Here is a 24,468-nt window from a genome sequence, read left to right on the forward strand (position 1 = left end):
AATATTAATTTTAAAACTCTACAAGAATTTTATTTCTTAATATCTTGACATAATTCAATAAGAACACCATTGGTAGTTTTAGGATGTAAAAATGCAACCAGCTTATTGTCGGCTCCTTTTTTAGGTGTTTTGTTTAATACCTGAAACCCTTCTTTAGATAACCTTTCTATTTCTTCTTCAATATTATCGACAGCAAAAGCAATATGGTGAATACCTTCTCCCTTTTTTTCTATAAATTTAGCAATTGGACTATCTGTACTTGTTGCTTCCAATAATTCTATTTTATTGGGTCCTGCCTTAAAAAAAGAGGTTTTTACGCCTTCGCTTTCAACAGCTTCAATTTTATAATGTTTTTTACCAAATAACGCTGTAAACAATTCATTAGACTCATCTAAATTTTTAACAGCAATCCCAATATGTTCTATTTTTTTCATATTTACTTCCCACAAAAGTGGGAATCACTTTTAAATTCAACTTTATACTTTCAAAAGTACAATATTCCTTAAATATGCTCTATTTTTGCAGCTGAAAAGCTATTGCTTTAGGCTTTTATTTATTAATTTTAAGTCCTTTAGAATATTAAAGGCGTAAAAAAGTTTGTTTTGGAAGAAAGTCACAGACAGAAAAAAATAGGTGGAATTTTACAACAAGATTTAGTTGAAGTGCTACAAGGTGCTGCAACTAAAGGTGGATTGAGAGGTATTATTATTTCGGTGAGTAAAGTAAATGTTACTGCAGACTTATCGATTGCAAAGGTGTATTTGAGTATTTTTCCGAATAAAGAAGGTGCTGAGTTGTTGAAAGGCATTCGATCTAACACGCCATTAATTCGTCATGAATTAGCACAACGAACCAAAAATCAACTTCGAAGAATGCCAAATTTAGAGTTCTTTATTGATGACTCTTTAGAATATATTGAGCGTATTGACAAGTCATTAAAAGGAGAGGATAATCCAATTAAAGATGCTAACCTGTTAGATAAGCGTAAAAAGTCGTAATTAGCTTAAAATAAAATCTTCAACCTATGCGCTATATATTGAATCTCTGTTCTCTTATTTAAGTATAAACATGAATTTTTCACTATATATAGCCAAGCGTTATTTATTTACTAAAAGCAGTAGTAACGCTATTAATATTATGACTGTTATCGCTGTTTCGGGAGTAATTGTATCTGCAGCAGCTCTTTTTATTGTGCTTTCGGGTTTTGCGGGTTTAAAGGACTTTAGCTTACAATTTTCTTCTTATGTAGATCCAGATTTAAAGATTGCTCCTTCTCAAGGTAAATCGTTTGTTTATACTGAAAACGATTCCGTCAAGCTTAATTCTATAGATGGTATTGCTAGCTATTCAAAAATTATTGAAGAACGTGTTATTCTGGAATTTGATGACAAGCGAAAATTAGCAACCATAAAAGGTGTTGACAAAAATTACAATAAAGTCACTTCTATCGACTCCATGATTGCACAAGGTGGTTGGTTTGAGAACGATACAGATCAAGTGGTTTCTGGCTGGGGAATTTCTAACAATTTATCATTTGGTGTTTTAGATTATGCTAAAAGCCTAACTATTTATGTTCCGAAACCAGGAAAAGGTCAAATAAGCTCTTTTAAAAGTGTTTATAATTCTGTAAATGCAATTAATGTTGGTGTGTTTCAGATTAATGAAGAGCTAGATAATGAGTATGTGTATGCCGATATTAATACTGCAAAATACTTACTAAATTATAAACATAATCAGATTAGTGGTATTGAGCTAAAATTAAAAGAAAATGCCGATGAGGCTCTTGTAAAAGAAGCTATTGAAAACGCGTTTGGTAATCGTCTTGTAGTGAAAAACAGAATTCAATTAAACGATTCGCTTTATAAAATGTTGAATACAGAAAATTTAGCTGTTTACTTGATTTTTACTTTGGTAATTATTATTGCTTTATTTAATGTAATTGGTGCTTTAATTATGATGATATTAGATAAAAAAGGCTCATTACACACGCTTTTTAATCTTGGAGCAACTACAAAAGAAATTAAAAGAATATTTTTTCTTCAAGGAAGTTTAATGTCTGTTTTAGGAGGAATTATTGGAACAACTATAGGTTTTGTTATTGTATTGCTTCAGAAACAATTTGAGCTAGTAATGATTACTCCTTCACTACCTTATCCTGTGACTATTGAAATTATGAATATTTTTCTGGTGCTAATTACTATAACTGTGTTAGGATTAATAGCATCTAAAATAGCGTCAGGAAGAATTAGTGAGACATTAGTAAGAAGCTAATTTTTAAGCAAACTCATACCCAGAAAACACTTCTAAAACCTCATCGAAGGCAGCAAACACATCAACAGAATCATCGCTTGTTACCATTTTCATTCTGTATTCCTTAAAGTTTGGAATGCCTTTGAAATAGTTTGTATAATGGCGTCTTGTTTCAAAAACACCTAGTTTTTCACCTTTCCAATCTATAGACATTTGTAAATGTCTGCGAGCAGCATCAACACGCTCTTCTAAACTTACTGGAGCCAAATGCTCACCTGTTTTAAAAAAGTGTTTTACTTGTTTAAAAAACCAAGGGTTACCAATGCTTGCGCGACCAATCATACAGCCATCTAAACCATAAACATCACGCATTTCCATTGCTCTTTCAGGCGAATCAACATCACCATTTCCAAACACAGGAATATACATACGCTGATTGTTTTTAACTTCTGCTATTGGTTTCCAGTCTGCATCACCTTTATACATTTGTGCTCTTGTGCGACCGTGAATAGAAATTGCTTTACAACCAACATCTTGAAGACGTTCGGCAACTTCGACAATCCGAATAGAATCGTGATCCCAACCTAAACGGGTTTTTACAGTTATTGGTAAGTGGGTACGCTTTACCATTTCTTCAGTAAGCTTTACCATTAAGTCGATATCTTTTAAGATTCCTGCTCCAGCGCCTTTACAAACCACTTTTTTAACAGGACACCCAAAATTTATATCTATAATATCTGGATTCGATTTTTCAACAATATCAACAGTCTGTAGCATGCTGTCTAGTTCAGCTCCAAAAATTTGAATGCCTACAGGTCGTTCTTTTTCGTAAATATCAAGTTTCATAACGCTTTTTGCAGCATCACGAATTAAGCCTTCACTAGAGATAAATTCGGTGTAAACAACATCTGCACCTTGTTCTTTGCATAACGCTCTAAAAGGTGGATCGCTAACGTCTTCCATTGGTGCTAAAAGCAATGGAAAGTCTGGAAGTTGTATGTCGCCTATTTTTACCATTATTGTTTTAAATATTTTGCAAAAGTATTGAAATTGATAGAATTATCTAGAATTTTAAATCTACTTCAATTTGTTTACCGTTTCTATCTACTATTACTTTAGTGCTATCGCCTTCATTAAATACCGATAGCGCTCGCATATAACTCATCATATCTACAATTGTGCTATCGCCTAATTTAATTACAATATCCCCTTTTTGTAATCCTGCTTTTTGAGCTGGTTTATCTTCGCTTACGCCATCAATTCGCATACCTTTTCCATCAAACATATAATCTGGTATAACGCCTAATCCAACTTTAAATCGAGGTGTTTCTTCACTTTCGTTTTTGGTTTTTCTGAATTGTAATTTTCCTGCTTTATCTAAATCGGAAATTACATCAAAAATATAATTAGAAATAGCCTCCATCCCTTCATAATTCAACTTATCGGAATCATCGCCTGGTTTATGATAATCTTCATGTTGACCTGTGAAAAAATGCAGCACAGGAATATCACTCAAATAAAACGATGTGTGGTCAGATGGGCCAACACCAGATTCTTTTTCTATTAACTTAAACCTCGTATTATTTGCCATTAATGATTGCTTAAAACGTGGAGAAGTACCAACACCATAAACAGCCAATGTACTATCGGCTTTTAAGCGTCCAACCATATCCATATTTATCATATAGTTAGCTTTCTTAATATCGATTGTTGGATTTTTTACAAAGTAATTACTCCCTAAAAGCCCCATTTCTTCTCCTGAAAAAGCCATAAATAAGTAATTGTTACTCTTGTTTGCGTTTTTCAACTTACTAATTAAGTCTAACATCACAGCAACTCCACTAGCATTGTCATCTGCTCCATTATGAATAGCCTTTTCTTTTCCTCTATATAATGAACCTTCGCTACCAAAACCTAAATGATCATAATGCGCTCCAATAATAATAGTCTGTTCTGCATTATTATTTATAAAACCCAAAATGTTTGTTCCTGTAATTGTGCTGTCTTCAGCCATAATTACGTAAGACACTTCGCTATGAGGATCTGTTTTTGGTTTAAAGCTAAATGTTTGAAAAAAGCCATTAGTTCCTTTTGGCTCAAGGCCTAAATCTTTAAATCGTTTAGAGATATATTCTGCAGCTTCTTGTTCGCCTTTAGTTCCTGTTTCTCTACCTTCATACGCATCTGAAGCCAAAACAGCAATATCTTCTTTTATTGTAATTGCTTTTGTTGAATTGTTTTTACATGATGTTAGAATCATCAAAAAAAGTAAGACATATATTGTTTTCATTTCTAAAGTATTAATTTTACACAAAATTAGGTAATATTTATATAAACCAGATCAAATGCCTACAACTACATATTTAGATTTTTACTAATTTGATAATATTGGCATCGCATCTGACATAAAAAACAAATAATAAATTACAGATGAAATACATTGTATCACTTTTAATAGCTTTTTCATTCATTTCTTGTAAAAATGAAAAAGAACTTAATGCTCATAAAAGCAATTCGGTTGAAGAAACCTCATCAAATTCATTAATTTTTCCTGAAGAGAAACATTTTAAATCTATTAAACAAATCACTTTTGGTGGTGATAACGCTGAAGCGTATTGGAGTTTTGATGATAAGCAAGTTGTATTTCAATCTAATAACACTAAATGGAATGTGAGTTGTGATCAAATGTTTTTAATGAATGTAGGTGAAACTTTTGAAAACAAAATACCTCCTATGTTAAGCACGGGAAAAGGTCGTACAACATGTTCTTATTTTTTGCCTGATAACAAGCATATTATTTATGCTTCAACACATTTAGGGGGCGAAGCTTGTCCTGAAACTGCACAAAAAAAAGATGGAAAATACATTTGGCCAATTTATGATACTTACGACATTTTTGTGGCTGATTTAAATGGTAATATTACTGCACAACTAACTAACGAAATTGGTTATGATGCCGAACCAACAGTATCTCCAAAAGGTGATAAAATTGTATTCACGTCTACGCGAAATGGCGATTTAGATTTATACACGATGAATATAGATGGAAGCGATGTGAAACAAATTACGTTTGAGCTTGGTTATGATGGAGGCGCTTTCTTTTCACCAGACGGAACCAAGCTTATATTCCGTTCGTCACGTCCAAAAACTGAAGGTGAAATTGCTGAATATAAAGAATTATTAAGCCAAGGATTAGTGCAACCAACTAACATGGAGCTTTATATTTGTAATGCTGATGGAAGTGATTTGCGACAGTTAACTAATCTTGGAAATGCAAATTGGAGCCCTTTCTTTTTACCTGATGGAAAACGTGTGATTTTTTCTTCAAATTTTGAAGCAGAGCGTGGTTTTCCCTTTAATTTATATATGATTGGTATCGATGGAAAAGGATTAGAACGTGTTACACATAGCGAAACTTTTGATGCGTTCCCTGTGTTTTCTAACGATGGTAAAAACCTAATTTTCTCTTCTAATAGAAATAATGGAGGAGGTAGAGATACCAACTTATTTATTGCTGAATGGCGCGACTAGCGTTATTCTGAAATTAAATAATTGAGACACCGATTTGTTTATTGCTAAGAGTAAAGACTAAAACTATTGTTTTTTCTCTAAACGGTCTGTTTCTTGTTGACTACTTGAACGCTGATTTGTACTTAAATTTGTGTTTCCAAACTTATATCTAAATCCTAATTTAATAAAACGCGTGTCTAGGTTAGTGTGACTAGTGCTAGATTGATTTAAGTAATTAATTGAAGTATTAAAGTCTTGTCGGTTAAACAAGTCTGAAATAGACAAAGACAGTGTTCCGTTTTTCTTTAATATACTTTTAGAAAGCGACAAATCAGACATCAATACATCATCAGATTGAGTAAAACCTTGGGTGTTTTTAGAGGCATAAATTATCGACAAATTAGCCGAAAGACTTTTGTCCTTTAAAAAGGTAACGTTCTGGCTTGTTTGGCTAAAGTTTGCCCACTGACTTCTTGTTACAAACTCATTATCAAAAACGTCTTCGTCTTTTGTGTTATAAAAAGACGTTACAAAATACACTGACCAACGCTCTGTCATGTTAAAATAGGCTATAAAATCAAAGCCATATTCTGTAGTTTTATTAATGTTTACTGGCGTATATGTTAATATGTTATTGGTGTTGTCTTGTCGAGGTAATTCAAAAATATTATTGTCGCTCTTTTTGTAATAAGCTTCTATTGTAAAAATATTTTTATAGAAAGTGGTTCCTACTGTAGTATGATTAACAAATACTGGTTGAAGGTTTGGATTACCTGTAACAATTGTATTGTCATTTAAAAAAAACTGAAACGGATTTAAACTTTGGTAATCTGGTCTAACAATACTTCTTTTATATTTTAAAGAAAATGAAAGATTGTCTGATACATTATAAGAAAGGTTGGTAGTTGGAAACCACTCTAAATAGTCTTGTGTGTTTGTAATATTGTTAGCTACAGAAAACCCTTTAAGATTGGTTTGCTCTGCTCTAATTCCAACATTTAAGCTTAATTTTTCCCAATCTTTAGTAAAGTTTACATAAGCGGCATAAATGTCTTCATCGTAATTAAAAGCATCAGAATTGTTAAGATCAAGTGTTTCAACTCCATTAGAGATATTAAACCTTGTAATGTCACTATTTGTTTTAATGTTTGATGCCTTTGCGCCAATTTCTAAAACAGAGGAGTCACTTGTTGGTAACGTATAATCTGCTTTAGCTGTAAAAATTTCTGTGTCCTGATTACTATCTGTTCTAAATGCTGTTGATTGTATAAATGCATCATTATTATCATAATAATTACTTAATACATTTTGATCTCTTTTGTAGTTATAAGTAGTGTAATGCGTATTAACAGCTAATTTTTCTCCTGCTTTTTTAAACTTGTGTACATAGTCTAAATCGAAACCAAGATTATACTTATCATCATTTGATAAATTGTTTGCATCAAAATAATAGTCTAAATTTTGATTAGAGTCTAAAACATTAGTATTATTTATAATATTATACTTAAAATATGGCATCCATAGGGAGCTTGTCGATAAACTTAATGTGTTGTTTTCGTTTATCGAATAATCAAAATTAAAGTTTAGATTATGTGTTTTAGACCAAGTTGTCCTATTGATTAAAGAATTAAAAATTTGGTCTACATCATTATTGGTGTCTAAATAATTAATTTCATCCCTTTGAAACCTATCAATCTTACTGTCATTATAAGTGTAATTTGCAAAAAAGTTGATTTTGTCAGATTTAAAAAAGTGACTCATTCCTGCTTCATAACGTGGATAAATTCCTTGAGTAAAATTTGTAAATACATTGCCTCTGTATCCTGTTACTAAATTTTTACTCATTACAATGTTTATAACTGCTCCGCTTTCTGCATCATATTTTGAAGAAGGATTAGTAATAACCTCTACTGATTTTATAGAGTTTGCTGAAGAACCTTCGAGTAACTGAACCAACTCGTCATTAGTTAAATGTACTTTTTTATCGTTTATATAAACCGTTGGTGTTGAGTTTTTAACCTGAATACTATTATCCATTACCAAAATTCCAGGCGTGCTTTTTAAAACCTGAAACATATTTCCTTCAATTAATGCGGTGTTTTCTATGTTAAACACTAATCTGTCTGCTTCTTTTTTTAGTGTTGGTCTTTTAACAACCACATTTATTTGGTCTAAAGCTTGAGCAGACTCTTCAAGTGTAATTTGCTTTAAGTCAATATTGCTGCCATCTATTGCTAAATCTTTTGTGAAGTCTTTAAATCCTAAAAAACTAATAACAATTCTATAGTTGCCAGGTTCGATGTTTTTTAATGCAAAAAAACCGTTTTCATCTGTTGAAACTCCATTGTAATTACTAGTTTCTGAATCTATTGTCTTTAACAACAAAACATTAGCATAAGCAATAGGCGCGTTTTGTTCATCTATAACTTGTCCAGAAATCGTATGGTTTTGAGAAAATCCAGAAAGTGAAACAAATAAAAAGCATAATAAACTGTAACTAAAAACTCTATTCATTGTAAATTTTGGTTTGACACGCAATATACTATTTGTTTCAGACTTAATTTTATAGTTTATCCGCATTTTATCGATTTTTTGAGAAAAATAAAATCTCTAAAAAGCTCAATATTTGCGTTATATTTGCACAATCTTTAGATTGAAGAAAAAGGTTTATGAAGCATATTAGAAATTTTTGCATTATTGCGCATATTGATCATGGTAAAAGTACTCTTGCTGACAGGTTGTTAGAGTTTACGGGCTCTATTACAGATAGAGAAAAGCAAGACCAGCTACTTGATAATATGGATTTAGAGCGTGAACGTGGTATAACCATCAAGTCTCACGCTATCCAAATGGAATATACATACAAAGGCGAACAATATACTTTAAACCTTATTGACACTCCAGGTCACGTTGACTTTAGTTACGAAGTTTCTCGATCTATAGCTGCTTGTGAAGGTGCATTATTAATTGTTGATGCTGCTCAGAGTATTCAGGCGCAGACAATTTCTAACCTTTATTTGGCTTTAGAAAATGATTTAGAGATAATTCCTATACTTAATAAAGTGGATTTGCCAAGCGCTAATCCAGAAGAAGTTACTGATGATATTGTCGATTTATTAGGATGTGATCCTTCTGAAATTATTCATGCAAGTGGTAAAACTGGTTTTGGTGTAGATAATATTTTAGAAGCTATTATTGAGCGCGTTCCTTCGCCAAAAGGGAATGTAGACGAACCTTTACAAGCATTAATTTTCGATTCAGTTTACAATCCGTTTAGAGGTGTTGAAACTTATTTTAGGGTTATTAATGGCTCTATAAAGAAAAATCAGCTTATAAAATTTATTGCTACTGGTAAAACGTATAATGCTGATGAAGTTGGAACTTTAAAGCTTAAACAATTTCCAAGACAGGAAATAAAAGCAGGTGATGTTGGCTATCTTATTACAGGAATTAAAGAAGCAAAAGAAGTAAAAGTTGGAGATACAATTACTGATGCAAAAGACCCAACCAAAAATGCAATTGGAGGTTTTGAAGATGTAAAACCAATGGTTTTTGCTGGTATTTATCCTGTTGATACTGAGGATTATGAAGAGCTTCGTGCCTCTATGGAAAAATTACAACTTAACGATGCGTCTTTGGTTTTTATTCCTGAAAGTTCTGCGGCATTAGGTTTTGGTTTTCGTTGTGGATTTTTAGGAATGTTGCACATGGAAATCATTCAAGAGCGTTTAGAGCGTGAATTTGATATGACTGTGATTACAACGGTTCCTAACGTGTCGTATCATGCTTTTACCAAAAAACATGTTGACGAACCTATAATTGTGAATAACCCTTCTGACCTTCCTGATCCTTCTGGATTAGATCGTGTTGAAGAGCCTTATATTAAAGCCACCATTATTACTAAAGCTGATTTTGTTGGTAATGTGATGTCGTTATGTATTGATAAGCGTGGTGTGATAACCAATCAAACCTATTTAACAACTGAACGTGTTGAGCTTACCTTTGATATGCCATTGGCAGAAATTGTATTCGATTTTTACGACAGATTAAAAACTGTTTCTAAAGGATATGCGTCTTTTGATTATTCACCTATAGGGATGCGAGTTTCAAAATTAGTTCGTGTTGACATTTTATTAAACGCTCAACCTGTTGATGCTCTTTCATCATTAATACATGCTGATAGCGCACAAAATATTGGGAAAAAAATGTGCGAGAAATTAAAAGAGCTTATTCCTCGTCAACAATTTGATATTCCAATTCAAGCTGCAATTGGTGCAAAAATAATTTCTAGAGAAACCATTAAAGCGCTTCGTAAAGATGTAACAGCTAAGTGTTATGGTGGAGATATTTCTCGTAAACGTAAACTACTAGAAAAACAGAAAAAAGGTAAAAAACGTATGCGACAAGTAGGAAACGTTGAGATTCCTCAAGAGGCATTTATGGCTGTATTAAAGTTAAACGATTAGATTTTTTCTACATCAAAAGGCTTTCCTAAATACACTAGCTTCCATCCTTTAGCAAAAGTTTCTGTGTCTTTATCAATATTAGATATGATGTGAAGTTCGCCAGATGGGTCTTTTAAAAACAAAGCTATGTTGTCTTTGTCTTTTTCAGATTTAATTATTAGGCTATTGAAATGCTCTTTGTCTTTAATATTTATTTCATGAATTGCAGGGTACTTTCTTGTAACTTCTGCTAAAGAAATAAAATCGTCTGTTTGAAGAAATATACCTTGCTTTAGAGTGTGATTAGGATCACTTAATTCCTCACGTGTTACTAGTCTAAATGCTCCGTTTTCACCAAAATCTTTTCCAAACTTATTGATGGCAAAGGTGTTAATATCTGAATTTCCAGTTAAAGCAATTAAATAACCAACATCACTTAACTCAATGTTATCTTCTAAAGAGTCTGAATATATATTCGAATTTATAGCTTCTAAACCTAATTCTTTAGCTTTTAAAATATTGGTTTGGTTGTTGTCTATTAAAACAACATGTCTATCATTTTTTTCTAAATAATCACCAATTAACCTTGAAGCTTTGGTGGCTCCAATAATTAAAATTCCGTTAGATTGTTTTAAGAATACACCAACAATTTTAGCGAAAAATCTTGCTGTTGTTGCGTTAAATAATACTGTACCAAGCACTATCATAAATACGAGTGGTGTAATATATTCTGCGCCTGCAACACCTTCTTTAGCTAATTTTAGCCCAAATAAAGACGCAATACCTGCTGCAACTATACCACGAGGTCCAACCCAGCTTATAAACAAACGTTCATTAAGTTTTAATGAAGAATTATAAGTGCTTAAAAACACACCTATTGGTCTTAAAATAAAAACAACAACAGAAAATAGTACTACTGTGTTCCAATTATAAATAAGTAGCAAATCTTCCATATTAATATTTGCGGCAAGTAAAATAAACAGTATTGATATTAAGAGTACACTTAGTGATTCTTTAAAATATAGAAGTTCTTTTAAATATGGAGAATTAGAGTTTCCTAAAACCATTCCCATAACAACTACAGCTAATAAACCAGATTCGTGTGCAAAACTATCAGATAAGACAAAAACCCCTAAAACCGAAGCTAGCGCAAAAACATTTAATAGATAATGCGGAATTAGCCTCTTATTGATTGCAAAATTGAGTCCGTGAGCAAAAGTAAAACCAAAAGTGGTTCCAAATAAAACAATTTTACCAAATTCAATCATGGCTGTTTTAGTAAACTCTCCACCTCCTCCAACACTTATAAATTCAAACACTAATACTGCAACAAGCGCTCCTATTGGGTCGATTAAAATACCTTCCCATTTTAAAACCGCAGATACATCTGGTTTTAACGGTATATTTCGTAAAATTGGCGTTATAACCGTTGGTCCTGTTACTATAATTAATGCCGAAAAGAGGTAGGACATTTCCCAGCTTAAATAAAATATATAGTGAGCTGCTACCGATGCTCCAAAAAATGTTACAACAGAACCAACTGTAATTAGTTTAGTAATTACTGGCCCAACATTTTTTATTTCTTTAAGTCGAAGCGTTAATCCACCTTCAAAAAGAATAATACTAATTGCAAGAGAAACAAAATAGAATAAACTTTCACCTGGAAATAAACCTTCTTCTCCATTCCAAATTGGTTCAATCCATTTTGTGTGGTCTTCAGATAAATACTCAGCTGCAATAGGGCCTACTAATAATCCTATTAATATTAAGGGTAGAATTGCTGGTATTTTAAACTTCCACGCAACCCATTGTGCCAATATACCCAAAATGATAATTCCTGCTAATTCTAACATAGTTTAGTTGTGGTTCTTTTTTAACTCTTGAAAGATAGTAAAGTTATTTTTGTTGAATATAAATCATTCATAAATTAATCTTACTAAGTAAAATTAAAATGGGAAAAAATAAGGTATAATAAAAGATGCAGCTAACCATATAATTAAATTAAGAGGTGTTCCAAATTTTAAAAAGTCGTTGAATTTATAATTTCCTGGCGCATATACCATCGTATTTGTTGGGTAACTCATAGGTGTCATAAACGTAAGTGAACACGCAAACATTACCGCAACCAAAAAGGGACGTTCGCTTATTTCCATGATGGATGATAAGCTAATTACAACTGGTGTTAGTAATGCGGCTGTTGCTTTACTAGAAATAAGATTGGTTGATATAAATGTAACGAGATACAATAAGCTTAATGTGATGTGCGGATCGTATTGTCCTAAAGTGCTTTGAATAAAATCAGCAATTAATTTAGCGCCTCCTGTTTTTTCAAGAGCTGTACCCATAGAGAGAACTCCAGCCATCATAAAAATAACTTTCCACTCAACAGCATTATAAGCTTCAATGGGTTTTAAGGTGCCTGTTAAAACCATTAATAATGCTCCAACCATAGCACTTATTAAAATGGAAGTAAGGTTTAATGAAGCCGCTAGCACAACTCCAATTCCTATTAAAACTGCTGGAATAGCCTTTCTGAAATTGGTTTTTTTCTTTTGATATTCAGAAAGTGTAACCACAAGCTTTTTTGATTCAAGATTTTTTATTTCTTCTTTTTGTCCTAAAACTAATAGCATATCGCCTTCCATTAATTTTACAGATGATAGCTTGTCTAATATAATTTCACCACGCTGACGAATGGCTAAAACAGACATATTGTATCGTCTATTAAAACGTAATGATTTAAGAGAACCTTCGGCCAAACTCGACCCAAAAGGAATTATCACTTCATAGACATTGTAATTATCTGATTTAACTTCTGGGTTTTTAATTCGTTTACTACCCCTTACTTTATAGCCTTTAATATCTAATAATCGATGAAGGGTTTGTGGTGGCACTACCACTTTTAAAACATCATCTTTTAGTAAAATCGTTTCTGGTCCTAAATCATATCGCAAGCTCCCTTCGCGCATAATCGAAAGAATATTGACATTAAAATCTATCACCAATTTTGACTTAATAATGGGTTTATTGATGTCTGCACACCCTTCTTCAACTGTGAGCTCTGTAATATACTGTTCGGCTTTTTTAGTAAGCTCATTATCTTCATCCTTGCGTTTAGGAAGTAAAAATGGCCCAATAATAAACATATAAGCAAATCCAACAACAAGTAAACAAATTGCAGCACCACTAAACTCAAACATACCAAACTCCTCAAGTCCGTACTTTTCCGCATAACTGCTCACTAAGATATTGGTTGATGTTCCAATGAGCGTACAAGTGCCACCAAAAAGAGCTGCAAACGAAATTGGCATTAATAACTTTGCAGGGCTAATATTTGTTTCTCTGCAAACCGTTAATGCAATTGGTAACATAAGTGCCACAACAGCTGTATCGTTAATAAACGCCGAAAACATAGCGGTAATTAAGCAAAAAACCACAAGCGCTATTAGATAGTGTATTTTGGCAAGTTTAATAATCCTGTGACTTAAACCATCAAGAATTCCCGAATTAAATACACCTCCACTAACCACAAAAATGCAGCCTAAGGTTAAGGTCGCTGGATGGTTAAATCCAGAAAAGCCTTCTTCAGGATTTAATACACCTGCAACTATGAACATTGCCATAATTAGGATAGACGTTGTGTCAATAGAAAAGTAGTCTTTAACGAAAAGAAAGACGCCAACACCAATAATACAAAATGTGATAATCAAATCGATGCTCATAACTAATCCTTGTATTTAGTTAATGCTGATAACGTTAATTATCTTCTTTAGATTCAGACATATAGTACAATCTTTTTAAACTTTTCTTTAAAAGTGTAAATCGATAAATGCCAATAATTAAAAAAAGAATGCTAAAAAAAAGTGAGACTATGGCTAAATATCTAAAATTAGGAAAGATTTCCAGCTGAAAAAAAGCAATCCCACCCAATAACAAATAAAGTGAAGATCTAATATATGAAAGCAAAGTGCGTTCATTAGCTAATCGAGTGCGCTCAATTGCTAGATAGTCTCTTAAAATAACTTCTTCATCTGGCTTGAAATCACGTCCAAACCTCAATAATTTCATTTTTTTTATTTTTAAAGGTGTTTCGATAATGTGTTTAATTGCCATAAGAATCGTGGTTTTTATAAAATTAATTCAATTTTTAAACCTTTCAAAAGAAAGCTTCATTTACTTAATAAACCAAATGTTAAAAAACAACTAAATAAAACTATTGATTTAGAATAGCTATGCAACTTTTGTTAATTTGCGATTTAATAACAATACTTATACACAGCCATGCAATTATATCCAATAGAATCAGGAAACTTTAAACTCGATGGTGGCGCAATGTTTGGTGTGGTGCCAAAAGCGTTGTGGCAAAAAACCAATCCTGCTGATAACAACAATATGATAGATATTGCGGCACGTTGTTTGTTAATTGAAGATGGAAATCGATTAATATTAATTGATACTGGAATGGGCAATAAACAAAGTGATAAGTTTTATGGATACTATTATTTATGGGGAAATGACTCTATAGATAAATCCTTAAAAACTTATGGGTTTCATAGAGACGATATTACTGACGTATTTATGACTCATCTTCATTTCGACCATTGCGGTGGAAGTGTTCAGTGGAATAAAGACAGAACAGGTTATGAACCAGCTTTTAAAAATGCGCATTTTTGGAGTAATAAAGATCATTGGAAATGGGCAACACAACCAAATAATAGAGAAAAAGCATCGTTTTTAAAAGAAAATATTATACCAATGGAAGAAAGTGGGCAGCTTAAATTTACTTCGCTTCCAGAAAATGATTTATTAAAAAACTCCGAATTAGGATTTGATATCTTTTTTGCTGATGGACATACTGACAAACAAATGATTCCGTTAATAACATATAAAGATAAAACCATTGCTTTTATGGCAGATTTGCTGCCAACTGCAGGTCATTTACCTATTCCGTTTGTAATGGGTTACGATACAAGGCCATTATTAACCTTAACCGAAAAGGAAAAATTCCTCAATTTAGCGGCAGATAAAAACTTTTATTTGTTTCTAGAGCATGATGCACATAATGAAATTATAACTGTTGAACACACAGAAAAAGGTGTTCGATTAAAAGACGTATTTACCCCAAAAGATATATTCACTTAATTATTTAAAAACAATGACATTTAATTTTAAACCCCTTCTACTTTCTGCTATTGCGGCTTCTATTTTATTTGGTTGCGGTAGCACTTCTGGAGTTATTTCAACTCCTATTGAAAACATTGACACATTACCATTAAAAACCTCAAAACTCACTGAAAATCAGAAACGCGTTTGGGGGCATTTAGACCTTGTACAAGATACGGTTCCTGGAATGAGTATTGATAAAGCTTACAATGAAATCATAAAAAACAAAAAAGGCCAAACTACAATTGTGGCTGTTATAGATTCCGGAATTGATATAGGTCATGAAGATTTAGATGGTGTAATTTGGACAAATACTAAAGAAATTGCAAACAACGGAAAAGATGATGATAATAATGGATATATTGATGATATTCATGGTTGGAATTTTCTTGGAGATGCTTACGACGAGCAATTAGAATATGTGCGCTTATTAGCAAGTGACGACAAAAGTAATCCAAGATACCAAGAAGCTCAGGCTGAATATGAAAAAGATTATCAAAAATACTCTAGCAGAAAAGTTCAGTACGATCAAATTCTACAACAAGTAGTATCTGCTGATCAGGCAGTATCTACATATTTAAAAAAAGATAATTATACTCAAAATGATGTTAATTCTATTAAAACTGAAGATGCATCACTTCAACAATCAATTTCTATATTAAAATATGTTTATAGTTTAGATTTTGAAACTGTATCAGATTTCAAAAAAGAACTTAGTGATGCTATTGTTAGCATTTCTGAGCGTTTAAACTTCAATTTAAATAAAGATTTTAGAGGAAGAAAAACAGGTGATAATCCTGATGATTTGTCACAAAAATTTTACGGAAACGGAAACGTTAAGCCTGTAAAAAAAGATGAAAGTCATGGTACTCATGTTGCTGGAATTATTGCTGCAGAACGTAATAACAATAAAGGTGTTAATGGCGTTGCAAACAATGTAAAAATTATGTCTGTTCGTGCTGTTCCAAATGGAGATGAGTATGATAAAGATGTGGCTTTAGCTATACGTTATGCGGTTGATAATGGAGCAAAGGTGATTAATACGAGTTTCGGAAAATACTATTCTCCACATAGCGATTGGGTTAGAGACGCAATTGCTTATGCTGGACAAAAAGATGTATTAATTGTAAATGCTGCAGGTAATGAGGGAATTGATTTAGACAAGAAAGATGTATATCCTAATGACGCCATTGGAACTGGGTTAGAAGTTGCAAATAATTTTATAACTGTTGGCTCTTTGGATCCTGTTTATGGTTCAAAAATGGTGTCTGGTTTTTCTAATTATGGGAAAATTAATGTCGATGTTTTTGCTCCAGGCGAAGATATTTATTCAACATTCCCTGAAAATGAATACGAGTCTATAGGTGGTACATCTATGGCCTCTCCTGCTGTTGCTGGTATTGCTGCTTTAATTCGCTCGCAATATCCTAATTTAACAGCTACTCAGGTAAAACAAATAATTGTAGATTCTGGATTGCCTTTAACTACAAAAGTGATTGTAGGTGGAGATGCGAATAATGTTCAATCTTTCAGCGTTTTATCAAAATCAGGTAGAATTGCAAACGCATATAATGCTTTAATTATGGCTGAAAAAATCTCAAAAAACATACAATAATGAAATTCATTTTAAAATATATTTTATCTACTTGCTTTATTTTAAATAGTGGAATAAATCTATTTGCTCAATCTGGTAATTCTTATTGGCAGCAACATGTTGATTACACAATGGAAATCAATATGGATGTTAATACCTATCAATATAATGGGACACAAAAATTAGTGTACACAAATAACTCTCCTGATGTATTAAATAGGGTGTTTTATCATTTGTATCCTAATGCGTTTCAACCAGGAAGTGAGATGGATGCAAGAGCCCAAAGTATTGCAGACCCAGACAGAAGAATGGCTCCTAACTTTGGCACCAAAGAAGAACCAAACTATCAAAGCAGAATAAGTAAATTAAAACCAGATGAAATTGGTTTTATAAAAGTAAGCTCATTAACACAAAATGGAAAAGCACTTCAATATAAAACCGTAGGAACTGTTTTAGTGGTTGATTTGGTTGAACCAATTAAGCCAGGTGAAAAAACAACTTTCGATATGGTTTTTAATGCTCAAGTACCTGTTCAAATACGTCGTTCTGGTCGAAATAATAGCGAAGGAGTTGCCTTGTCAATGGCGCAATGGTACCCAAAATTAGCTGAATATGATACTGAAGGTTGGCACGCAGATCCTTATATTGCTAGAGAGTTTTATGGTGTTTGGGGAGATTTTGATGTTAAAATCACTATCGATAAAAATTATACAGTTGGTGGAACTGGGTATTTACAAAACCCAAACGAAATTGGCCATGGATATGAAACCCAACCAGTAAAAAAGCAAAAAGGAAAAACTTTAACATGGCATTTTAAAGCGCCTAATGTTCATGATTTTACTTGGGCAGCAGATCCTGAATATAAACATGATAAGCTTCAGGTAGAAAATGGGCCAATGCTACACTTCCTTTATAAATCAACAATGCCTCAAGATAAACTAGATAATTGGAAAAATTTACAACCAAAAGTTGCTGAATTTATGACATATTATAGTGGCCTTGTTGGTAAATATCCTTACAAGCAATATTCTGTTATTCAAGGTGGAGATGGAGGTATGGAATACGGAATGTGCACCCTAACTCTTGGTGAGGGTGTTTTTGAGAGATTAGTGTATGGAACATTGGTACATGAGGTAGCTCATTCTTGGTTTCAATTTCTTGTTGCTACTAACGAATTAAAACATGAGTGGATGGATGAAGGGTTTGCTACATATATTGAATATAGAGCAGTAGATACTCTTTTAAAACTAAATAAAGAAAACCCATGGGAAAGAGCTTATAATACTTATTTATGGCATGCAAATTCTGGTACAGAACAACCAGAAACAACGCACGCTGACAGATATATTTACAATCGCTCTTATTCTGTTTCTTCTTATTATAAAGGGTGTGTGTTTTTGGCGCAATTAGGCTATGTTATTGGTGAGGAAAATTTAGATAAAACACTCAAAACATATTTTAAAGAATGGGCTTTCAAGCATCCTAAACCATTAGATGTTATTCGAGTTGCTGAAAAAGTGTCTGGATTAGAATTAGATTGGTATTTAATGGATTGGACACAAACAACTAATACTATTGATTACGGAATTAAGAGTATGAAAGAAGATGGAAATAACACGAAAATAACTTTAGAGCGAATTGGCTTAATGCCAATGCCATTAGATATAGAAGTTGAATTTACTGATGGAACAAAACAACAGTTTTATATTCCATTAAGAATGATGTTTGGTAATAAACCCACAGAAGCAAATATACTAAATGACTGGGCTTGGGCTTATCCTTCTTTTGAGTTTTCTATTGAAAAACCAAAATCAACTATTAAGTCGGTAATCATCGACCCAAAAGGGTTTATGGCTGATATAAATAAAGAAAATAATATTATTTATAATACTAAAGAGGGAACTAATAAGCCTTAATATCTCTAACATATAAATAAAAAAACCACTAATTAAAGTGGTTTTTTTATTTAGTAATCCTTACTACCTTTACACAACATGAAGCTAACATTCAATAAAACCGAAAAGCTTAAGAGTCAAAAACTCATCGAGAAACTTTTTCTAGAAGGAAAATCGGTCGTGTCATATCCATTACGATTGGTGTTTATTGAAACTACTTTTGATGATAATGTTAAAATAAAAGCTGGTGTTTCTGTAAGTAAGCGTCATTTCAAAAATGCAGTAGATAGGAACCGAATTAAGCGCCTAATGAGAGAAGCATACAGGCTTAATAAGGCTAACTATTTTAACAACATTACAACACAATATGCGTTAATGATTTTGTACATTGGTAAAGATGGAACAGAATTTGACGCTGTTAATGAAAAAATGAATCAATTATTTGAAAAATTTTTAAAAGAAACTTCTACTGAAGATTAAAATATATACTGATGAAAACCTTACTAAAAAAGAAAATTATAATTCCTGTTGTACTGCTTTCAATATTCTTAACAGGAACAGCTTTTAAAGGCGATTTTTTTGAAATAGCAAAGCAAATAGAAATATTCACTACGCTCTATAAAGAGGTAAACATGAATTATGTTGATGAGACTAATCCTGGTGATTTAATGGATACTGCAATTAAAAATATGTTGCAAGACCTAGATCCTTATACCAATTTTTATAATGAACAAGACGTTGAAAACGCAAGAATAAACAATACAGGTGATTATACAGGTATTGGAGCAAGTGTATTAACACTTAAAGACAGATTGGTTATCATCGAGCCTTATAAAGATTATGCAGCAGATAAGGCTGGTTTAAAGGCTGGAGATGAAATTATAAAGGTAGAAAACGTTGTTGTTGCCGATTTTAAAGATGATGCAGGTAATTTACTTCAAGGAGCTACAGGTTCAACAGTAAATGTTACATTTTTAAGACAAGGAAAAACTCAAACGGCAACCATTAAAAGAGAGTCTGTAGAAATACACGATGTGCCACATTATTCAATGGTTGATAATGAAATTGGGTATTTAGTATTAAGAAAATTTGGAGATAAGGCGTCACAAGAAACTATTACAGCTGTTAGAGCTTTAAAAAACCAAGGTGCTAAAAAACTCATTTTAGATTTGCGCGGAAATCCTGGTGGTTTATTAACCGAAGCTGTAAATGTTACTAATATTTTTGTGCCTCAAAACCAGCTAGTAGTAACCACTAAGTCTAAAGTAGAGAAGTATAACAAAACGTATTACACTCAAAAAGAACCTATTGACACCGATATTCCGTTAATTGTTTTGATCGATGGAAAAAGCGCTTCTGCAAGTGAGATTGTTGCTGGTGCTTTGCAAGATTTAGATCGAGCTGTTATTGTAGGAACTCGTAGTTTTGGAAAAGGCCTTGTTCAGCGTCCTAAAAGTTTGGTTTATGGTACTCAAATAAAAATTACAATATCTCGCTATTATACTCCATCAGGAAGGTGTATTCAGGCTTTAGATTATTGGAATAGAGATGAAAGTGGTAAAGCTACTAGAGTTGCTAAAGAAAACTATAATGCCTTTAAAACACGTCGAGGAAGAACGGTTTATGATGGTGGAGGAATTCAGCCAGATATTGAATTAGAGTATTCAAAATTAAGCCCTATAACTACTGCAATTTCTGAAGAAAATCTTGTTTTTAATTATGCCACTAAATACTATTATAAAAACTCAGTAAGTGATTTAAAAGGGTTTAAATTAAATGATAGTGATTTTAGTGACTTTAAAAGCTTCTTAAAAAGTAATAATTTTAGTTTTGAGACTAAAACAGAAAAAGCTTTTGATGAAGCTCTTGCTATCGCAAAATCTGAAGGATTAAATGCTGCAATTGATAGTAATTATAAAGCAATGACTAATGCTTTAAGTACTTATAAAAGCAAGGCTATAGATGAAAATAAAACGCAAATATTGTCTTTATTGTCTGATGAAATTGTGAAACGCTATTTTTATAGAGAAGGCATGTACACTTACTATATTGCTCATAATTCAGAAATTCAAGATAGTAAAGACCTGCTAAAAAATCAGGCCAAATTTTTGAGCTATTTAAATCTCTAGTAAGCTTCTTTATTATAGATTTTCTAATTTTTAGTATATTTAATTCTGTTATTTATAAAAAACAATGAAAACCCTATTCATTTTTTTAGTATTTATTACACAACTCGCTGTGGCTCAAAAAGAGTTAGTGCATGAAGTGTATTTTGATACTGATAAATTTGAAGTTATAGAAACCGAACATAGTAGGCTGCTTTTGTTTTTATCTGAAATTGAATCTTTAGATATAGAAAAAATATCTATTTATGGTTTTTGTGATGATAGAGGGAGTCATAGTTATAATTTAAAATTATCGCAAGACAGAGCCAATAGCATTAAAACCATTTTTTCTAATAACGAATTTGACGAATCAATTATCACAAATGTTGATGGAAAAGGCGAGGTGCTTCTTAAATTAGTTAAAGAAGAAAACGTTGATAAAATACGTGGTCTTAACCGAAAAGTTCAAATAATTGTAACGCCTGTTTTTCCACCAAAACCAGTTGAAAAAGTTAAAACAAAAGATGTTACTGAAGTTTTAAAAGGCGATATTAAAGCTGGTGATAATATTGTTTTAGAAAATATTCTATTTAAAACAGGATATAGTTATTTAATGCCAGAATCGGTTAAAACATTAGAAAATGTTGCTAAGGTTTTAGTAGAGCGTGATGATTTATATTTTACTATTCAAGGTCATGTTTGCTGTACTCAAAATAGTAGAGACGCTATAGATAGAAAAACTAAAAAACGTAATTTATCTGTTGCAAGAGCTAAATATATTTATGATTATTTGGTAAAAAAAGGAGTGAACCCTAAGCGCATGAAATATGTGGGTATGCGTCGCAAATTTCCTTTAGGTGGAGATCCAAAATTTGATAGAAGGGTTGAAATTTTAGTAACTTATGTTGTGGAGAACAACTAATTTTTTTTAAATGTTAGCTTCAAAACCAAAAAATATTGATGAATACATATCAATATTTCCAAATGAGATACAAATTGTTTTAGAGTTAGTAAGATCTACTATTATTAAAACAGCTCCTAATGCTGTTGAAGGTATAAGTTATGCAATGCCTACATTTAAGTTAAATGGAAAACAACTCGTTTATTTTGCTGCTTTCAAAAATCATATTGGTTTTTATGCTCTTCCTTCAGGAAATGACGCTTTTAAAAAGGAGTTGTTAAACTATAAAACAGGAAAAGGTTCAATTCAATTTCCTTTAAATAAACCAATGCCTACCAATTTAATTACAAAAATTGTTGTTTATAGAGTTGAAGAAGTTACTCTTTAATCATCCCAATGTGCGGAATTCCATCTTCCAAATACCCTTCTTCAACCTCTTCAAACCCAAGATTATTATAGAATTTTTTTAAATATGTTTGAGCAGAAATTTTAATTCTGGTTTCGTTATAATATTCTTTAATTGCATTTATAGATGCATTCATGATATCATAGCCATACTTATGTTCTCTTTCATTTTGTGCCACAATTACTCTTCCAATACTAGCATAATTAAAATAGTCACCAGGTTTAAAAAGACGTGTATAAGCAACTAACTTATCGTTTTTAAAACCTAAAACATGAAGTGCTTTTTGGTCTTTATAATCTATATCTTGATAAACGCAATCTTGTTCTACAACAAATACTTCGCTTCGTAACTGTAGTAAAGCATACAATTCGTCGGTTGTTAATTCTTTAAAAGTTTTTGTAGTTATTTTAAGCATTAGTCTTGAACAATAATTTCTTTAGGATCTTTCTTATTAAATTCTGGTTGAATATTTACATGGTTTATAGCAAACTCATGATGTAAAAGTTCTTCTATTTCGTGTAAAATAACATCAAATTCACTTATAGTAATATCTTCATTAAAATCTAAATGGGCTTCTAAATGCAATTCATCATCATTTAAACACCAAATATGTATGTGGTGAAGTCTATTAACTTTTGGTATTTTATTTACAGCTCTAACAACATCTTTAATATTAATATGTTCTGGAGTAAACAACATTAATATTTTAGTTGATTTTTTAAGTAAATCATAACCAACCCAAATTAAATACAATGCAATTAGTAATGTTAATAAACTATCTACCCAAAACAACTGATAATATTTCATTAATAAACCACCAATTAATACAGCAACACTAGCCATCATGTCTGTAAATAAGTGCAAATAAGCAGAGCGCATATTAATATTGTTTTTAGAGTCTTTTTTTAATAATAAAACACTAAATCCATTCCCTAAAATAGCTATTAATGATAACCAAATAACTAGTTCTGATTCAATTTCTTGAGGGTTTAAAAAACGTTTATAAGCTTCAATAATCAATAAAACAGCAACAATAACTAAAGTAGAGGCATTAATAAATGCAGCAAGAATTTCTGCTCTTTTATATCCAAATGTTCTGTGTATTGAGGCTTTTTGTTTTGATAATTTTGCTGCTATATAACTTACAATAAGAGAAAGTACATCGCTAAAATTATGTAATGCATCACTCAATAAAGATAAACTACCAGAAATAAGCCCTCCAACAACTTGGGCTACAGTTATAAGAATGTTTAAAAGTATAGAAATTATTAAATTTCTACCTTTCATATCTTTATGTTGATGTGAGTGATCGTGACCCATTTAACAACTAGTTACAGCTATTTTATCAACCCTGTTTTGATGGCGACCACCTTCAAATTTTGTACTTAAAAAAGTATCAACCATTTTTATAGCTTGAGGTATAGCAGTATAACGCGCGGGAATACAAATAATATTTGCATTATTATGTTGTCTTGTGAGTTCAGTAATTTCATTTATCCAACAAATACCAGCTCTTACGTTTTGATACTTATTAGCTGTCATTGCAACTCCATTTGCGCTACCACAAATTAAAATTCCAAAATCAACTTTATTGTTATTTACATCTTTAGCAACTGGGTGAACAAAATCAGGATAATCTACACTATCATTAGAGTCTGTACCATAATTAGTTACAGTATATCCTTTTTTTTCTAGATGTTTTAAAATAGCAAATTTATAATCTGTTCCTGCGTGATCATTACCTATTGAAATTGTCATAATTACTTAAATTATTTATTATTGTAAAGGTACAAAATCGTACTCTAAGTATTAATATTATAAAACCCTACTTTAATAAAATATGGTTAATGTTAACAACCATAAAAATTATATTCATTAGTTGTTAATATCTTGTCGTTAAAATCTCAAACAAAAATTTTATTTACTCAGGAATTTTTACAAGCAAAAACGTAAAGATGAAAACCTAAAATTTAACTCACTTTTTTTTGGTTATTTATCAGACTTAAAATTGATATATATAAACAAGAAATAGAAATATTTTTATTAAAATTTAGTTATTAAAATCAATTATAAACAGTTGTTAATAACATATAAAAGTCACTTTAAAATCAACCTTTTATATACATATATAATGTTAACTATGTATTAATAAACTGTAAATAGAATAGTATCATAGTAAAACATAAAAAAGTTATACCT

21 protein-coding genes are annotated in these 24,468 nt (G+C 31.6%); 11 read left to right on the forward strand and 10 right to left on the reverse strand.

What is annotated here, in order from left to right; genetic code table 11:
- Positions 1-29: 29 nt before the first annotated feature.
- On the reverse strand, positions 30-434 hold the full coding sequence (gene mce, locus IEW41_RS11110; protein ID WP_188606435.1) for a methylmalonyl-CoA epimerase: 405 nt from the start codon (positions 432-434) through the stop codon (positions 30-32).
- A gap of 168 nt (positions 435-602) precedes the next feature.
- On the opposite strand from mce, the gene rbfA reads away from it, so the two are divergent.
- Together rbfA and IEW41_RS11120 are read left to right on the forward strand one after the other, a co-directional pair.
- Entirely contained in the window at positions 603-998 is a 396-nt protein-coding gene (gene rbfA / locus IEW41_RS11115; protein WP_188606436.1) for a 30S ribosome-binding factor RbfA, read from the forward strand.
- Positions 999-1,068: 70 nt separating this feature from the next.
- Entirely contained in the window at positions 1,069-2,271 is a 1,203-nt protein-coding gene (locus IEW41_RS11120) for an ABC transporter permease (protein WP_188606437.1), read from the forward strand.
- A 3-nt stretch (positions 2,272-2,274) separates the two neighbouring features.
- Here IEW41_RS11120 and dusB read toward each other — a convergent pair whose 3' ends face one another.
- Positions 2,275-3,267, reverse strand: coding sequence for a tRNA dihydrouridine synthase DusB (gene dusB / locus IEW41_RS11125; protein ID WP_188606438.1), 993 nt, complete (start codon positions 3,265-3,267; stop codon positions 2,275-2,277).
- 46 nt (positions 3,268-3,313) lie between these two features.
- The gene (locus IEW41_RS11130) at positions 3,314-4,540 is read right to left on the reverse strand and encodes a M28 family peptidase (protein ID WP_188606439.1); all 1,227 of its coding nucleotides are present in this window, start codon (positions 4,538-4,540) and stop codon (positions 3,314-3,316) included.
- A 140-nt stretch (positions 4,541-4,680) separates the two neighbouring features.
- On the opposite strand from IEW41_RS11130, the gene IEW41_RS11135 reads away from it, so the two are divergent.
- Positions 4,681-5,781, forward strand: coding sequence for a TolB family protein (locus IEW41_RS11135; protein ID WP_188606440.1), 1,101 nt, complete (start codon positions 4,681-4,683; stop codon positions 5,779-5,781).
- 63 nt (positions 5,782-5,844) lie between these two features.
- Here IEW41_RS11135 and IEW41_RS11140 read toward each other — a convergent pair whose 3' ends face one another.
- Entirely contained in the window at positions 5,845-8,274 is a 2,430-nt protein-coding gene (locus IEW41_RS11140) for a TonB-dependent receptor domain-containing protein (protein WP_188606441.1), read from the reverse strand.
- A gap of 155 nt (positions 8,275-8,429) precedes the next feature.
- On the opposite strand from IEW41_RS11140, the gene lepA reads away from it, so the two are divergent.
- The gene (gene lepA, locus IEW41_RS11145) at positions 8,430-10,226 is read left to right on the forward strand and encodes a translation elongation factor 4 (protein WP_188606442.1); all 1,797 of its coding nucleotides are present in this window, start codon (positions 8,430-8,432) and stop codon (positions 10,224-10,226) included.
- Here the strand turns inward: lepA and IEW41_RS11150 are convergent.
- The 3 genes from IEW41_RS11150 to IEW41_RS11160 form a co-directional block, all read right to left on the reverse strand.
- Positions 10,223-12,058 (reverse strand): cation:proton antiporter, encoded by a 1,836-nt coding sequence (locus IEW41_RS11150; protein ID WP_188606443.1) that lies wholly within the window; start codon positions 12,056-12,058, stop codon positions 10,223-10,225. The two genes, lepA and IEW41_RS11150, sit on opposite strands and share 4 nt — an antisense overlap.
- Positions 12,059-12,151: 93 nt before the next feature.
- Positions 12,152-13,927 (reverse strand): sodium:proton antiporter, encoded by a 1,776-nt coding sequence (locus tag IEW41_RS11155; protein ID WP_188606444.1) that lies wholly within the window; start codon positions 13,925-13,927, stop codon positions 12,152-12,154.
- Between the two features lie 34 nt (positions 13,928-13,961).
- Positions 13,962-14,318 (reverse strand): DUF202 domain-containing protein, encoded by a 357-nt coding sequence (locus IEW41_RS11160; RefSeq protein ID WP_308419853.1) that lies wholly within the window; start codon positions 14,316-14,318, stop codon positions 13,962-13,964.
- A 168-nt stretch (positions 14,319-14,486) separates the two neighbouring features.
- On the opposite strand from IEW41_RS11160, the gene IEW41_RS11165 reads away from it, so the two are divergent.
- The 7 genes from IEW41_RS11165 to IEW41_RS11195 all read left to right on the forward strand — a co-directional run bounded on the left by IEW41_RS11165 (position 14,487) and on the right by IEW41_RS11195 (position 22,251).
- Positions 14,487-15,347 carry an MBL fold metallo-hydrolase gene (locus tag IEW41_RS11165; protein ID WP_188606445.1) on the forward strand — a complete coding sequence of 287 codons (861 nt, stop codon included), beginning with the start codon at positions 14,487-14,489 and terminating at the stop codon, positions 15,345-15,347.
- 13 nt (positions 15,348-15,360) lie between these two features.
- Entirely contained in the window at positions 15,361-16,983 is a 1,623-nt protein-coding gene (locus IEW41_RS11170; RefSeq protein WP_188606446.1) for a S8 family peptidase, read from the forward strand.
- Positions 16,983-18,878 (forward strand): M1 family metallopeptidase, encoded by a 1,896-nt coding sequence (locus tag IEW41_RS11175; protein WP_188606447.1) that lies wholly within the window; start codon positions 16,983-16,985, stop codon positions 18,876-18,878. Before IEW41_RS11170 ends, IEW41_RS11175 begins: the two co-directional genes overlap by 1 nt.
- A 78-nt stretch (positions 18,879-18,956) precedes the next feature.
- Positions 18,957-19,337, forward strand: a complete 381-nt coding sequence (rnpA, locus tag IEW41_RS11180) for a ribonuclease P protein component (RefSeq protein WP_188606448.1) — start codon at positions 18,957-18,959, stop codon at positions 19,335-19,337.
- 11 nt (positions 19,338-19,348) lie between these two features.
- Positions 19,349-20,986, forward strand: a complete 1,638-nt coding sequence (locus tag IEW41_RS11185) for a S41 family peptidase (protein ID WP_188606449.1) — start codon at positions 19,349-19,351, stop codon at positions 20,984-20,986.
- Between the two features lie 64 nt (positions 20,987-21,050).
- Positions 21,051-21,884: an OmpA family protein gene (locus tag IEW41_RS11190; protein ID WP_188606450.1), complete on the forward strand. Its 834-nt coding sequence runs from the start codon at positions 21,051-21,053 to the stop codon at positions 21,882-21,884.
- 10 nt (positions 21,885-21,894) lie between these two features.
- Complete coding sequence (locus IEW41_RS11195) at positions 21,895-22,251, forward strand: iron chaperone (RefSeq protein ID WP_188606451.1); 357 nt, start codon at positions 21,895-21,897, stop codon at positions 22,249-22,251.
- On the opposite strand, the gene IEW41_RS11200 is transcribed toward IEW41_RS11195, so the two are convergent.
- From IEW41_RS11200 to rpiB, 3 genes are read right to left on the reverse strand one after another with little or no spacing between them, the layout of a single operon-like run.
- Positions 22,241-22,684, reverse strand: a complete 444-nt coding sequence (locus tag IEW41_RS11200) for a GNAT family N-acetyltransferase (protein ID WP_188606452.1) — start codon at positions 22,682-22,684, stop codon at positions 22,241-22,243. The genes IEW41_RS11195 and IEW41_RS11200 overlap by 11 nt on opposite strands.
- Positions 22,684-23,589: a cation diffusion facilitator family transporter gene (locus IEW41_RS11205; protein WP_188606453.1), complete on the reverse strand. Its 906-nt coding sequence runs from the start codon at positions 23,587-23,589 to the stop codon at positions 22,684-22,686. The genes IEW41_RS11200 and IEW41_RS11205 overlap by 1 nt, the downstream gene beginning before the upstream one ends.
- The gene (gene rpiB / locus IEW41_RS11210; RefSeq protein ID WP_188606454.1) at positions 23,590-24,027 is read right to left on the reverse strand and encodes a ribose 5-phosphate isomerase B; all 438 of its coding nucleotides are present in this window, start codon (positions 24,025-24,027) and stop codon (positions 23,590-23,592) included.
- Positions 24,028-24,468: the final 441 nt, after the last annotated feature.

This window comes from Aquaticitalea lipolytica (assembly GCF_014641635.1).
Classification (GTDB): domain Bacteria; phylum Bacteroidota; class Bacteroidia; order Flavobacteriales; family Flavobacteriaceae; genus Aquaticitalea; species Aquaticitalea lipolytica.

Bases quoted from the DNA above. Each gene is read 5' to 3' on its own strand.
- mce (WP_188606435.1), bottom strand. From the start codon at position 434: ATGAAAAAAATAGAACATATTGGGATTGCTGTTAAAAATTTAGATGAG.
- IEW41_RS11120 (WP_188606437.1), top strand. From the start codon at position 1,069: ATGAATTTTTCACTATATATAGCCAAGCGTTATTTATTTACTAAAAGC.
- dusB (WP_188606438.1), bottom strand. From the start codon at position 3,267: ATGGTAAAAATAGGCGACATACAACTTCCAGACTTTCCATTGCTTTTA.
- IEW41_RS11130 (WP_188606439.1), bottom strand. From the start codon at position 4,540: ATGAAAACAATATATGTCTTACTTTTTTTGATGATTCTAACATCATGT.
- IEW41_RS11135 (WP_188606440.1), top strand. From the start codon at position 4,681: ATGAAATACATTGTATCACTTTTAATAGCTTTTTCATTCATTTCTTGT.
- IEW41_RS11140 (WP_188606441.1), bottom strand. From the start codon at position 8,274: ATGAATAGAGTTTTTAGTTACAGTTTATTATGCTTTTTATTTGTTTCA.
- lepA (WP_188606442.1), top strand. From the start codon at position 8,430: ATGAAGCATATTAGAAATTTTTGCATTATTGCGCATATTGATCATGGT.
- IEW41_RS11150 (WP_188606443.1), bottom strand. From the start codon at position 12,058: ATGTTAGAATTAGCAGGAATTATCATTTTGGGTATATTGGCACAATGG.
- IEW41_RS11155 (WP_188606444.1), bottom strand. From the start codon at position 13,927: ATGAGCATCGATTTGATTATCACATTTTGTATTATTGGTGTTGGCGTC.
- IEW41_RS11160 (WP_308419853.1), bottom strand. From the start codon at position 14,318: ATGGCAATTAAACACATTATCGAAACACCTTTAAAAATAAAAAAAATG.
- IEW41_RS11165 (WP_188606445.1), top strand. From the start codon at position 14,487: ATGCAATTATATCCAATAGAATCAGGAAACTTTAAACTCGATGGTGGC.
- IEW41_RS11170 (WP_188606446.1), top strand. From the start codon at position 15,361: ATGACATTTAATTTTAAACCCCTTCTACTTTCTGCTATTGCGGCTTCT.
- IEW41_RS11175 (WP_188606447.1), top strand. From the start codon at position 16,983: ATGAAATTCATTTTAAAATATATTTTATCTACTTGCTTTATTTTAAAT.
- rnpA (WP_188606448.1), top strand. From the start codon at position 18,957: ATGAAGCTAACATTCAATAAAACCGAAAAGCTTAAGAGTCAAAAACTC.
- IEW41_RS11185 (WP_188606449.1), top strand. From the start codon at position 19,349: ATGAAAACCTTACTAAAAAAGAAAATTATAATTCCTGTTGTACTGCTT.
- IEW41_RS11190 (WP_188606450.1), top strand. From the start codon at position 21,051: ATGAAAACCCTATTCATTTTTTTAGTATTTATTACACAACTCGCTGTG.
- IEW41_RS11195 (WP_188606451.1), top strand. From the start codon at position 21,895: ATGTTAGCTTCAAAACCAAAAAATATTGATGAATACATATCAATATTT.
- IEW41_RS11200 (WP_188606452.1), bottom strand. From the start codon at position 22,684: ATGCTTAAAATAACTACAAAAACTTTTAAAGAATTAACAACCGACGAA.
- IEW41_RS11205 (WP_188606453.1), bottom strand. From the start codon at position 23,589: ATGGGTCACGATCACTCACATCAACATAAAGATATGAAAGGTAGAAAT.
- rpiB (WP_188606454.1), bottom strand. From the start codon at position 24,027: ATGACAATTTCAATAGGTAATGATCACGCAGGAACAGATTATAAATTT.